Genomic DNA, 12,972 nt, shown 5'->3' on the forward strand with positions numbered 1-12,972 from the left:
GTTTGTGAAATTAATCACAAAAGTTCAATCTCTCGCCACAACTATTGTGAAAAAAATCACAAAACTCGTTTATAATAGCCGTATAACGGTGAATGCATGGTAAGAATAGGTACCTCGCCCGCTCATGCCCTTGCCAGCCTGCCGCTTGGCAGTATCGATTGTCCGTCTTCTAATTCGTTCAGAAAGAAGGGATTCCTTATGGCCCGAGAACCTCGTTCCGGGAAGGACGACAGCGGCAGACGCGTCGTCAATCAGGAGAAACGCCTCATCGCACTATGTATCGTTGTCGCCGTCATCATGCTGCTGTCCTTGTCCCGCTATCTGTTCGAATGATGAGCGGTACATATGAAATGCTCCATGAACAAACCAAGCTTCGGGAGGGATTACGATGCTGCTAAGCGGATACGATCCGGTCATGTACAGCCGGATACTTACGGGACTTACGCTCGCTTTTCATATTATTTTCGCCACGATCGGCGTCGGCGTGCCGCTCATGATCGCGATCGCGGAATGGATCGGCATCAAGCGCAATGACGACCATTACTTGCTCATGGCACGGCGCTGGGCGCGCGGCTTCGTCATTACGGTCGCCGTCGGCGTCGTGACGGGTACGGCCATCGGCCTGCAGCTCAGCCTGCTGTGGCCGACCTTCATGCGGGCCGCGGGCCAATCGATCGCCCTGCCGCTCTTCATGGAGACGTTCGCCTTCTTCTTCGAGGCGATCTTCCTCGGCATCTACCTGTACACCTGGGAACGGTTCAAGAAGAAGACGACGCATCTGCTGCTGCTCATTCCGGTCGTCATCGGCTCGTCCGCCTCGGCCTGCTTCATTACGATCGTCAACGCGTTCATGAACGCGCCGGCAGGCGTGACCGTGAAGGACGGCAAGATCGTCGACATCTCCCCGTTCGGCGCCATGCTGAGCCCGGCCATGCCGACGAAAGTGTCGCATGTGCTCGTTACCGCGTATCTGACCTGCGCCTTCGTGCTCGCCGCGATCGCCGCGTGGTCGCTGCTGCGCGGCCGCAATCATATCTATTATAAGAAAGCGCTCCGGCTTACGATGATGTCCGCCTTCGTCTTCATTCTCGCCAGCGCCGTCATCGGCGATCTGTCGGGCAAATACTTGGCCAAGTATCAGCCGGAGAAGCTGGCCGCAATGGAATGGCATTTCGATACGACGAAGCAGGCGCCGCTCGTGCTCGGTGGCATTCTGACCGAAGACAACGAGATCAAGTACGGCCTCGAAATCCCGTTCGCGCTCAGCATTCTCGCCCACGGCTTGCCGAATGCGGAAGTGACCGGCCTGAACGACATTCCGGAGGACGAGCATCCGCCGCTCTATATTCACTATCTGTTCGATCTGAAAATGGCGTTCGTCGCCGTCATGGTCTTCATTGCCGGCGCGTTCATCTTCCTGCTCTACCGCAAGCGCAGCGCCGCCTTCGGCAACAAATGGATGCTGCGCGGCATCATTCTCGCGGCGCCGCTCGCGATGATGACGATCGAGCACGGCTGGATCTTCTCGGAGGTCGGCCGCCAGCCATGGCTGCTCCGCGGCATTATGCGGACGAACGAAGGCGCGACGACATCGGATCACGTCGACACGATGCTCATCGTATTCGTCCTCCTGTACGCGGTGCTCGCCGTCTCGTCGGTAACCGTGCTGATCCGCATGTTCCGCAACAACCGGGCGGAAGACGAAATCGCGGCAAAAGGCTTTAAAGGAGGCGACGAATGATGAGCTACGAGCTGCTCGGCATTACCGTGCTCTGGATTTTCCTGTTCGGCTACCTGATCGTCGCCTCGATCGATTTCGGCGCCGGGTTCTTCAGCTACTACAGCGCCGTAACCGGCAAGCGGCATCTGATCAACAACATCATCGAGCGTTACTTGTCGCCGGTGTGGGAAGTCACGAATGTCTTCCTTGTCTTCTTCTTCGTCGGCATGGTCGGCTTCTTCCCGGATACCGCCTACTACTACGGCACCGCCCTGCTCGTGCCGGGCAGCGTCGCGATCGTGCTGCTGGCGATCCGGGGCTCCTATTACGCGTTCAACACGTACGGCACGAACAAAAACAACCGTTTCTACATGCTGCTCTACGGCGCAAGCGGCCTGCTCATTCCCGCTTCGCTGTCGACGGTCATGACAATCTCGGAGGGCGGCTACATCGAGGAGCATGCCGGCGGCAGGCTGACCTTCCTGTACGGCAAGCTGTTTACGTCGACCTATTCATGGACGGTCGTTCTGCTCGCGCTCGTGAGCGTGCTGTACATCTCGGCCATGTTCCTGAGCTATTATGCCGACCGCGCCGGAGACCGCAACGCGTTCGAAGTCGTGCGCAAATACGCGCTCGCCTGGAGCGGCCCGACGATTCTGTCCAGTCTGCTCGTCTTCTTCGCCATCCGCAATCATAACCCGGTTCACTTCGAGCGGATGGAGCATTACGCCTGGATGTTCGTGATGTCCTTCGCCTGCTTCCTCGTCGCGGTCTACCAGGTGTGGACGCGCAAGCGGCTCGGCGTCGGATTCGTCTTCGTTATCCTGCAATTCGGCTTCGCGTTCTTCGGCTACGGAGCGGGACATATGCCGTACGTGCTGTACCCGTACCTGACGATTTACGACAACTTCACCAGCGAACCGATGGCCATCGCGCTCATCTCGGTATTCATTCTCGGCTTGCTGCTGCTCATCCCGTCGCTGTACCTGCTCATGCGGCTGTTCTTGTTCGATACGAAGTACGTGCAGGGCAAGCGAGGCAAATAACCGTCTGGAGGAGATCGATATGCTCGAGAAATTTCTGATTTTCGTCGCGCCTTTCCTCGTCGTGTTCCTGTCCGTCGGCTTCCTGTTCTGGTGGGGAGCGCGCAAACCGAAGAACGATCGGCTGTTATAAGAAGTCGCCGTTCCGCGCACGCTATAGACGACGCTGAATCCGCAGCCGGCGCGCTGCGACAGCGCGGACTACAGGATGCAAAGGAGCTGCCGCGTAATGACGTCATCCAAGAACCGCAGAGAGAACGCGTGGAAGAGCCGCAAGCAGAACCAACAGACCCATGGCGAGGTCAAATCGCTGGCCGAGCTTTCGGACGAAGGCACGTCCGGCGTAGCCGGGTACACGAACGCCCGCAACAACGGCGACTAATCAGCCGCCGGCAAACGGACAAGGAGCAGATCCCCTAAACGGATCTGCTCCTTGTTTATTGCTTTCGAATACTCAAACGGTCGCCTACTGTCTGATATTCATTTATCGTATCCACACAGGTTCACATAACGGCTTGCTTCAATTTACTTGCCTAACGGTTACCCTTTCTTCCGATCCGCCAGCTTAAGCAGCACCGTTACGGTCTCCGCCCTGGTGGCAGGATCCGAAGGAGCAAATCGGTTATTGTTCTTCCCTTGGATGATTCGTTGCTGCTGCACGAACGCGATACTGCCCTTCGCCCATGCCGGAATATCCTTATCGTCCGCAAAGCCGGTTGCGGCCGTCGCTTCTAGCGATTGGCCAAGCGCTTTGGCGAGGATAACGGCCATCTCCGCGCGCGTAATTTCCGCGTTCGGACGGAACGTCCCGTCTTCGTAGCCATTAATCAGCCCGGCCTGCACGGCTTGCGCAACGGCATTCCGCGCCCATGTCCCGATTTGCGCCGAATCCGCGAATGCCGGCCCGGAGACCGCCTCCGCTGTCGGCTTCAGCGTATTCATCAGCATGACGGCGAACTCGGCGCGCGTCACCGTTGCTTTGGGTCTGAAAGTACCGTCCGGATACCCGTTAACGATCCCCGCGCTTACGGCTTCCTTGATCTCGGACTCGGCCCAATAGCCGGAGATATCATTGAAGCTCGTGACTGGCTGATCGGGTTTCGTGGCGGGGGCTTCCTCGTTAACGGCAAGAACGGCATACTTCGTGAAATGATTAACTTCGACCGAAATATGATTGCCGTCGACTTTCCCTCCCCGCACTTCCACCCATTTCTTGTTCGATTCGTCATAATAAAACACCGCTGCCCGTTGGTTATCTGCCAAGCCTGCCGGATCGAACGCAAAGGTCAAGGTAACGGGGCTGCTGAAATTCCCCGGGAAATTCTTGAGCAGTTCGTAGATCGCGCTGACAAGCTTCTCTTGGTCCGTTAGGAGACCTTGCGTTTCTGTAATCTTCTGAATGGTCAGCTTCAGTTCCTGGTCCGTCGCATTCGCCGGTATGGCGACCGTCAACCCGTTGTCCACGCTCGCTTCGCCCGCTTTGCCTGCCGGAAGCGTTAACTTGCCGTCTGTCGAAGTCACTTTGTCATCGCCCTGAGACGGAAGGACAACCCCGCCGAATCCGCCGCCTGCACCACCGCCGCCAGCGCCTCCTCCAGCACCGCCGCCTGCACCACCGCCGCCGGTCTCATCGGCTTGTTCTTGCAAATAAGCTTTCGCAACGATCGAGCTTTCCGCCTTGCCTTCGGTTTGCAGAGAGAGATAGATGCTGCCGCCATTCGCAACCAGGTTCGCGACATTAAACGCGACCTCCGTTGAACCCGCTTGCGGCTTCGCCGTGTAGAGGACCTCGCCTTCGCCGGAATAGACGCGCACCGTCTCTCCGGCTCGCATATTGCTCACTGTGATCGTATCGTTAGCCGTGCCTTCGCGATTGGTAATCTTGATGTCGGCAAGGACCGGCGTTCGGGTCATGCGGTCCAAGATGGGAACGGCCGTATAGAACGGAGCTTGTTCCCCGTCCGTGTCCGTATACAAGACAGCCACCGTCAAGGCTTGATCGGGAATGGGGGTTCCCTCGGGAATCGTCAAGCCGTAGGCGCTCTTCTTGGCATCCACCTCGGCGATGCGGCTTCCTAATAAGCCGTCCTTCCCCGCAAAATACACCTCGTACGCGCTTCCGGTTCTCTCGGCGGCGGCCGGCAGCCAGGATATCGCGCCGCCGATGGTATCGGGATTCGTATCCGTATCGGTAAAGGCAAGCTGGTTCGGCAGGAACGTCGGCGTATCCCAGAGACGCGTCTCGCTGTATCCCGTCGAACGTCTGAATACGCCATTGTCATTGACCTTGATATACGCATAGATCGCGATTCGCGTCTGACCGGATTGGGGATAGAGACCATGGATGTCATAGTAGTACAACCCGTCTTCCAAATCCTCATGGTTGACTTGTCCGAGCTCCACGCCCAGCTCCTTGTTATCGTTCATGTAATATAAAATATAATGATCGATCTCGTCATCGTTCGCGGCAGGCTCGAAGGCTACGAAGCCGGATACCAGCCCCGCTTGGTTATCGTAATCAATGAAGACCGCGTTCTCCGGCGTGAACGAATCCATGTAGGATTCAAGCGCGTCGATCGAAGCAAACTTATACGCTTCTTTCATGCCGGAGGCTTCCGTGTAGAAAGGGTCTTGATTCCCCCGGACGACATATACCGCGCCGTCGGCATCCATATCGACTAAACCGACCTCGAACGGCAAATCGAACAACTTGACCGCGGAAGCGCTGTCGTATACGGCGTACTGGGTAAAAGCGTAAGCGCCTTTCGCGTAAATCACCTGGTCCGGGAACGTCGCAAGCAATTGCGGAGTCGGACCCGCGCTGAATTTCTTGGTTCCCGCATAGATCGCGTCGCCGTCGATAAACAAGGTTCGCGTGCTGTACTCCAAACTGCTTACCAGATTATGCACCGCATAAGGAGCTTGAAGCTCGATGCCATACAAACTGTTATCGTCGGTTGCGTACAGCATCCCTTTGTCCGGCGCCAGCGCAATATGATTGAATCGCAAATCGAAGAAGCCGCTCCTAATCTCCGTCACCTCTTGCGATTCGGCCGAATAGACGCTCAGCGTGTTGGCCGAACTGGAAAGGTCGGTAGAGGTGAAGAAGACCAGGTCTCCATAAACGGCTATCTCCTGCGGTACCCGACCCGGCAACTGGGCCGCCGCAGAACTTGCATGGTCGGCAGCGTTCACGACGCCGATCGACGACGAGCCGTTATTCGCCGAATAGAGCTTGCCGTCGGACAACGCGATAGCGACCGGCTTGGAGCCGAGGTACGACTCGTTCTCTACCGACATCGTGTCCTTGTTGATTGTCAGCAGCGTATTATCCGTCGACACGGCATAGAGATTGTTGTTGTCCGACACCCATCGCGTAATCGGACTGCGCAATTCCAGATGGTTTCCCGCCGAAGCATGACCGCCATACGAAAGCGCCGGAAGCTCGACGCTTTGCTTGGAGACGGTTTGATACGAATAGGTGTACACGTTCTGTTCCGAGTCCATCGCCGCCAACGCCGACTCTTGGGGCAGATCGGCCAATATCCGATACGTCTCTTTGTCATACACATGCCTGTTGGTCACGATCACGCGCTCTCGCACCTGCAGGATGCTATCGAAGTGAGATTCCGTAAAGGCCGCATACATGCCGCGGACGACCGCCAGGTTCGATGCGTCGAACCGGCGCGAGCCATAATAGACATCGTCATCCTGTGCTATAATAGATCCGCCGAATTGATAGCCGCCCGCCTCGATCTGGGATGCAACCCGCGAGGTATCCGCCAAATCCAGGGCCATGAATGCATGACTGGCCAAATAAAGCAGATTCTTCGGCTTGTCGACCGCCAAGTCGGCGACATACGGAAGGTCAGGCGGCAGCGCGATCGCGCTTTCGCTGTCCGAGGTCAAGTCGTACTGCATGACGGACGCATTGGGGGATCCGGATAGATAGTAAATGTATTGATCATCCTTCGTCAGCCGGTTCACCGCTCCCCCCGTTTCTAACGTTCGTTCAATTGTCCCGGTCGCAATATCGACGACTTTGATTTGATCGGCGCCATCCAAGCCGACGTAAATTTTTCCTTGCTCCACGATCATATCCGTCGGACCCGAACCGATATCGATCGTCTTCTGGAGCGTCATGTCGCTGTAGCGAATGAACAGCAATTGATTCTCCCCATGCGCCAGAGCGAAAATATAGCCCGTAGCTTCATCCATTTCCCAAGCCGTCAATTCCTTGCCCGGAATCGATAGAGCGGCACTCGGCGTCGTTCCTTCTTGAGGCGCCGCGGATGCGACGCCGCTCGACGCATTCGGCGTAACCAATAATTGAAGCAATAGTGCCAACGCTGCCATCATGCTAATCAGTCTTCGATATGAGATTGACATAACCGTTCTAACACCCCTCAGGCGAAATTGGACAGTATCTCCATAATTTGATAAATATTCTTGCTTTTACGCTAAAATCCTGCGCTTCATTCTTGTTTTAATGTAAAGCTGTACATCCCGCTCCCATTCCGAATAATCCGCCTTGCAACTGGGCAAAAAAAGGGGTATCGCACGTCATTCCCAGCGTAAGGACAGGTTGCTACGAGCATGTGGAAATCCATTCGAAATCGGATCGAGAAGCTCTCTCCGGCCCAGGCCATGACCGGGTATTACTTGATCGCCGTCACCTTGTCGATCGCGCTCTTCAGCCTCCCCGCCGTGCGCAGGCCCGGCGTAGACGTGACGTTCTTCGATACCGTCTTCACGGCCGTCAGCGTCGTCAGCGATACCGGGTTAGGCGTATTCAACATTGCGGACACGTACAGTACGTTCGGCTATTTCGTCATTATTGTGGTCCTGCAGTTCGGGGGTATCGGCATCATGGCGATGAGCACGTTCTTTTGGCTGCTCCTCGGGCGGAGAATCGGACTGCGCGAACGCCGTCTCATTATGGTGGACAACAATCAGTTCGCGCTCTCCGGGCTCGTGAAGCTGGTCATCGAGATTTTGCGGATTACGATGCTCGCCCAATTGCTCGGAGCCGTCATCCTGAGCGTCCGCTTCCTGCGCTATTACGACACGTGGGAGGAAGCGGCCATGCAGGGCTTGTTCGCGGCGGTCAGCGCAACGACCAACGCCGGCATGGACATTACGGGACAGTCCCTCATTCCGTACGCGGGCGACTACTTCGTGCAGCTCGTCACGGTGATCCTGATCGTTTTCGGCGCAATCGGATTCCCGGTGCTGATCGAAATCAAAACTTACTTCGCCAGCAGGCGAATGAAGCTAAGGCCCCCATACCGCTTCTCCTTGTTCACGAAGCTGTCGACGTCCACCTACTTCATCCTGCTCGCGGCCGGAACGATACTCATCTGGCTGTTCGAGCAGTCCGGCTTCTTGCAGGGCAAAGCATGGCATGCCGGTTTCTTCTATGCCTTCTTCCAGGCCGCTACGACGAGGAGCGCCGGCCTGACGACGATGGATATTAACGAGTTCACGATTCCGACGCTGCTGCTCATGAGCTTCCTGATGTTTATCGGCGGATCGCCCAATTCCGTAGGCGGCGGGATCCGGACGACGACCTTCGCGCTGAACCTCCTGTTCCTGATCCATTTCATCAGAGGGAGCCGTTCGATCAAGGTGTTCAAGCGGGAGCTGCATCCGGACGATGTGTTAAAATCTTTCGCTATCTCGCTGCTCGCCGTCATCATGTGCGCCGTCTCGATTATCGCCATCTGCGTCGTCGATCAGCAGCATCCCCTCGTGGCCGTCGTGCTCGAGGTGTGCTCCGCCTTCGGGACCGTCGGCCTGTCCACCGGCATTACGCCGGACCTGAGCCCGTTCTCGCAAACCATTCTAATGGTGCTCATGTTCCTCGGACGCATCGGGCTTACGAGCTGCCTCTACCTCATCGGCGGCGGTCTGAGGAATCCGCGATACCGTTATGCGATGGAAAGGGTGATTACGGGGTAATGCGGGCGGACGAGCGACTCCGACAACACAAAAAAGCCCAAGGCGCAAACGCCTTGGGCTTCCGTTGTCATTCCTATTCGAAGTAAACTGCTTTGCCTGTTTGGGACGATTCGTAGATCGCTTCAAGAATTTCGGAAACGACGAGCGCTTGCTCCGGTTTCACGAACGTTTCTTTGTCGTTCAATACGGCATCGATCCACCATGCAGCTTCAAGCACTTCGGCTGTTTCGCTTGCGCCTTCGTAGAAAGCTACGCCGCCGCTGTTCAGCTCGATGTTCTTCACGTACAGACGGCTGTTTTGCTCGCCGTTGATGCGAAGGCCGTTCTTCATGTCGGCGCCGGCTTTCGTACCGCTCAGGGATACTTTCGCCTCGTCGATATCAAGGGAGTTCAGCGCCCAGCTGGATTCAAGGATTACGGTAGCGCCATTCTTGAATGTGATCATTGCGAACGCGGAATCTTCAACCGTGAATTTCGCCGGATCCCACGGACCCCATGCGTTAGCGGCATTCTCGGTTTGGGACAGCTTGTGGTACGCGCGGCCAAGCACGACGGCCGGCTCGTAGTTGTTCATCATCCAGAGGACGAGGTCAAGCGCATGCGTGCCGATATCGATCAACGGGCCGCCGCCTTGTTTCTCTTCGTCCAGGAATACGCCCCAAGTCGGAACGGCACGGCGACGGATCGCGTGTGCTTTTGCAAAGTAGATTTCGCCCAGTTCGCCTGCATCGCAAGCTTCTTTCAGGTAGCGGCTGTCCGCACGGTAGCGGTTGTTGTAGCCGATGCTGAGTTTTTTGCCCGTACGCTTAGCAACTTCGAGCATTTTGCGAGCGTCAGCGGCTGTCTTAGCCATTGGCTTCTCGCAAAGCACGTGCTTGCCGGCTTCCAGCGCGTCGATGGAGATGACCGCGTGGGAATCGTTAGGCGTGCAAACGTGAATGACGTCGATGGAAGCGTCCTTCAGCAGTTCTTTATAGTCAGCGTAAACTTTTGCGTCTTCAGTGCCATATTTCGCCTTTGCTTGCTCGGCTTTCTCAACGATGATATCGCAGAAAGCTACGATTTCGGCTTCCTTCACTTGCGCCAAGCTAGGAAGATGTTTGCCGTTCGCGATACCGCCGCAGCCGATAATACCTACGCGTGCCTTTGCCATTAAATTTCTACCTCCATAAGTCGGGAAATGATATAATTTGTAGTATGCGCGTCGACGGCGGACTGACGGGCGTTCGAAGCCGCTGCTTCGATTGCCTGCATTCCGCATATGAAGCGTACAAGCCGAGGCTCGGATGCTGCATGTCTATCAACAGATCAACGCATGCTAGATTTAGTATAGAGCAATAACCATCGATAATGATAGGCGCTTTAATGGCCTGCTTTTATGTGATTTTGCTGTCGAAGGGATGGTACCGTGGAATTCTACAATGAGAAGGTCGTTTATGAAAATCCGCTGTTGTCGATCAAAGTGTTTCAGTCCCAGCGCCACAACGACTTGTTCATCAATTGGCACTATCACAGAGAGATCGAGCTGCTGCTCGTTCTGAACGGCGAGCTTGACGTCAATATTGAGGAAGACGCCGTCCGACTGCAAAGCGGCGACATCGCCCTGATCGGTTCCAAGCAGCTGCACCGCGACCGTAGCTTGAGCAGTCCGCTCGATTACATCGTGCTGCAATTCGACCTGGAGCAGTTCATCGACCAGAGCTCCATGCCGTACATGCGGTTCTTCTCGGAGACGAAGAATCCGCTGAGCCGGGCGAATTACATTTTCCAGGAGAATGACAAGGCCCGTGCCGAAGCCGCGTCCTGCATCCAATCCATCCTCCAGGAAGTGACGACGAAGCAGAACGGCTACGAGCTCGCCGTCAGCATGCTGATCAAGCAGCTGCTGCTGCTGCTCATCCGCAACGACGAGAAGCGGGTGCTGACCGATCACGAGGACTTCGACCGCGCCCGTCTGCGCGGCGTGCTCGATTACGTCGAAGAGCATCTGACCGACCGCATTCAGGTCGAAGAAGTATCGAAGCTGGCGAATATGAGCTATTACTACTTCGTGAAATTTTTCAAGAAAGCGATCGGCCTGTCGTTCACCGAGTACGTCAATTACCGCAAAATCAAATGGGCGGAGCGCATCCTGCTCACGAAGGATCTCAGCATCTCGGAGGTCGGCGACCGGATCGGCATGCCGAACATGGCGCATTTCTACAAAATGTTCAAAAAGTACAACGACTGCTCGCCGAAGCAGTTTCAGAAAAAAATGCTGGAGTGGAACCGGGCCTGACAGACCGAACCGACGGAACAGACGGAACCGCAATTAAGGTTGGATGGCACCAGTCGGGCGCCTCCAGTTGAACGGCATCCAGTAAAACGACATCCAGTTGGATGACAACATTCGGACGTCGGATGGCATCCTGTCTTACGTATCCAGTCTTACGTATCCGGTCTTACGTATCGCGCCGGACTTGTCCGGTTCGACCCGCCGCCGGTCACTCCCAGCCGCGCCAGCGGCTTGCTTACGAGAACGTCCGCCGCATGAACGCCAGACCGGCCTCGAATTCCTGCTCCGGCTCGACGACCGAGCATTCCGCCGAGATCATGCCCGCGTAGCCGCTTGCCTTCAATTGGGCGGCAAACGCTTCGTACGGATACTGCCCCGTTCCGGGCGAGAGCCGGCCCGTGTCGGCCAGATGGATATGCGCCAGCCAATCCCGGTTTCTTACGATCGTATCCAGTGCCTCGTTCTCTTCGTCCATGTGGTAGAAGTCGGCCAGGACGCGAATGGCGGAACGGTTGACCTGCTTCGCGAGCGCGACGCCCTCGTCGACGCTGTTGATGAAGTTCGTCTCCTTCTTGTTCAGCGGCTCCAGGGCCAGCGTCAGTCCGGCGTCCGTGAAATCATCCGCGATCCATTCCAGCGTGCGAAGCAGCTGCTCCTCGCCTCTTGCCTGCTCCCAGCCTTCCGGCACATGGCGCGAGCGTCCGCTTCCGAGCACGACGGTCCGCGCTCCGATCCGATGCAGCGTTTCGGCCGCCGCATGAATGTATTTCCTCGTGCGTTCCTCGTCCCTCTCGGGACCGACCAGCTTCAAATCTCCGGGAAAGAATACGTTGAATACGCTTGCAGGAAGCGGACTTTCCAAATACGCCGGCAGCGCTTCGCGGCATGCCGCCGCGTCCTCGAGCTGCAGCGCGACGACCGCGCACTCGATATAATCGAAACCGAGCTTGTGCAGCAGCCCCGCGTCCTCGATGCCCCTGCACCATCCATAAGAAATCATGCCCCAGCACCTCCAAGAGTATGTACATGGCGAAATGTTTGCTTTTCATAGAGACTGTACCATTTTTTCGCGCCGGGCAACAGAACAAATTTGTACTTGCGCCTGATTCAAATTCCTGCCCCAGGGAAGGAAGGAGCTACGAATTCCTGCGTTCGGGAAGGAATTCTCGGGATTTCGCGGTGTGGAGCTATGAATTTCTCCCACTGGGAAGGAATTCTCGGGATTTCGCGGTGTGGAGCTACGAATTCCTGCCTTCGGGAAGGAATTCTCGGGATTTCGCGGTGTGGAGCTACGAATTCCTGCCTTCGGGAAGGAATTCTCGGGATTTCGCGGTGAGGAGCTACGAATTCCTGCCTACGGGAAGGATTTCGCTACCCTTTGCTCCACGTGAGGCTGCGAATTCCTACCTCTGGGAAGGATTTCGCGGCGTTTCACGATCGTCTTCGGCGGGCAAAGTTGCCCAAATGACAACTTTTCCGACACTTTTGCAGGTCTACGGCGGGGAAAGCTGCCCGAATGGCAACTTTTCCGACACTTTTGTCGGTCTGCGACGGGCAAAGTTGCCCGAATGGCAACTTTACCGACTACTTTTGTAGGTCTTCGGCAGGAAAAGTTGCCCGAATGGCAACTTTTCCGACACTTTTGTCGGTCTGCGACGGGCAAAGTTGCCCGAATGGCAACTTTACCGACTACTTTTGTAGGTCCTCGGCAGGAAAAGTTGCCCGAATGACAACTTTTCCGACACTTTTGTCGGTCTGCGACGGGCAAAGTTGCCCGAATAGCAACTTTACCGACACTTTTGCCGGTCTGCGGCGGATAAAGTTGCCCGCATGGCAACTTTATCGACACTTTTGCCGGCCCTTGGCAGATAAAGCTGCCCGCATGGCAACTTTACCGGCATTTTTGCCGGTCTGCGGCGGGAAAAGTTGCCCGAATGGCAACTTTTTCTTTTCTACAGTAGGTGTGTAAGGAT

Annotated in this window: 11 protein-coding genes; 8 read left to right on the forward strand and 3 right to left on the reverse strand. The window is 56.1% G+C overall.

Going from position 1 to position 12,972, the window contains the following annotated elements; all coding sequences use genetic code 11:
- The first annotated feature begins 198 nt into the window (after positions 1-198).
- The 5 genes from GXP70_RS30100 to GXP70_RS29615 all read left to right on the forward strand — a co-directional run bounded on the left by GXP70_RS30100 (position 199) and on the right by GXP70_RS29615 (position 3,145).
- Positions 199-333: a hypothetical protein gene (locus tag GXP70_RS30100; RefSeq protein ID WP_263864040.1), complete on the forward strand. Its 135-nt coding sequence runs from the start codon at positions 199-201 to the stop codon at positions 331-333.
- A 55-nt stretch (positions 334-388) separates the two neighbouring features.
- The gene (locus GXP70_RS22620; protein WP_162358930.1) at positions 389-1,741 is read left to right on the forward strand and encodes a cytochrome ubiquinol oxidase subunit I; all 1,353 of its coding nucleotides are present in this window, start codon (positions 389-391) and stop codon (positions 1,739-1,741) included.
- Positions 1,741-2,766 (forward strand): cytochrome d ubiquinol oxidase subunit II, encoded by a 1,026-nt coding sequence (locus GXP70_RS22625; protein WP_162360625.1) that lies wholly within the window; start codon positions 1,741-1,743, stop codon positions 2,764-2,766. Before GXP70_RS22620 ends, GXP70_RS22625 begins: the two co-directional genes overlap by 1 nt.
- Positions 2,767-2,785: 19 nt before the next feature.
- A complete protein-coding gene (cydS, locus tag GXP70_RS30355; protein ID WP_404822280.1) occupies positions 2,786-2,896 on the forward strand; it encodes a cytochrome bd oxidase small subunit CydS family protein in 111 nt (36 codons plus the stop codon).
- Positions 2,897-2,992: 96 nt separating this feature from the next.
- A complete protein-coding gene (locus GXP70_RS29615) occupies positions 2,993-3,145 on the forward strand; it encodes a DUF6254 family protein (RefSeq protein ID WP_192043381.1) in 153 nt (50 codons plus the stop codon).
- Between the two features lie 158 nt (positions 3,146-3,303).
- Here GXP70_RS29615 and GXP70_RS22630 read toward each other — a convergent pair whose 3' ends face one another.
- Positions 3,304-7,122: an S-layer homology domain-containing protein gene (locus GXP70_RS22630; protein ID WP_162358931.1), complete on the reverse strand. Its 3,819-nt coding sequence runs from the start codon at positions 7,120-7,122 to the stop codon at positions 3,304-3,306.
- Positions 7,123-7,359: 237 nt separating this feature from the next.
- Between GXP70_RS22630 and GXP70_RS22635 the strand changes: the two genes are divergently transcribed.
- Positions 7,360-8,724, forward strand: a complete 1,365-nt coding sequence (locus GXP70_RS22635) for a TrkH family potassium uptake protein (protein ID WP_162358932.1) — start codon at positions 7,360-7,362, stop codon at positions 8,722-8,724.
- Positions 8,725-8,797: 73 nt separating this feature from the next.
- On the opposite strand, the gene GXP70_RS22640 is transcribed toward GXP70_RS22635, so the two are convergent.
- Positions 8,798-9,877, reverse strand: coding sequence for a Gfo/Idh/MocA family protein (locus GXP70_RS22640; protein WP_162358933.1), 1,080 nt, complete (start codon positions 9,875-9,877; stop codon positions 8,798-8,800).
- Positions 9,878-10,132: 255 nt separating this feature from the next.
- Between GXP70_RS22640 and GXP70_RS22645 the strand changes: the two genes are divergently transcribed.
- Positions 10,133-11,002: an AraC family transcriptional regulator gene (locus tag GXP70_RS22645; RefSeq protein ID WP_162358934.1), complete on the forward strand. Its 870-nt coding sequence runs from the start codon at positions 10,133-10,135 to the stop codon at positions 11,000-11,002.
- Between the two features lie 232 nt (positions 11,003-11,234).
- Here GXP70_RS22645 and GXP70_RS22650 read toward each other — a convergent pair whose 3' ends face one another.
- Positions 11,235-11,999 (reverse strand): sugar phosphate isomerase/epimerase family protein, encoded by a 765-nt coding sequence (locus GXP70_RS22650; RefSeq protein WP_162358935.1) that lies wholly within the window; start codon positions 11,997-11,999, stop codon positions 11,235-11,237.
- Between the two features lie 516 nt (positions 12,000-12,515).
- On the opposite strand from GXP70_RS22650, the gene GXP70_RS22655 reads away from it, so the two are divergent.
- A complete protein-coding gene (locus GXP70_RS22655; RefSeq protein WP_162358936.1) occupies positions 12,516-12,968 on the forward strand; it encodes a hypothetical protein in 453 nt (150 codons plus the stop codon).
- Positions 12,969-12,972: the final 4 nt, after the last annotated feature.

Source organism: Paenibacillus lycopersici, from assembly GCF_010119935.1.
GTDB lineage: Bacteria > Bacillota > Bacilli > Paenibacillales > Paenibacillaceae > Paenibacillus_Z > Paenibacillus_Z lycopersici.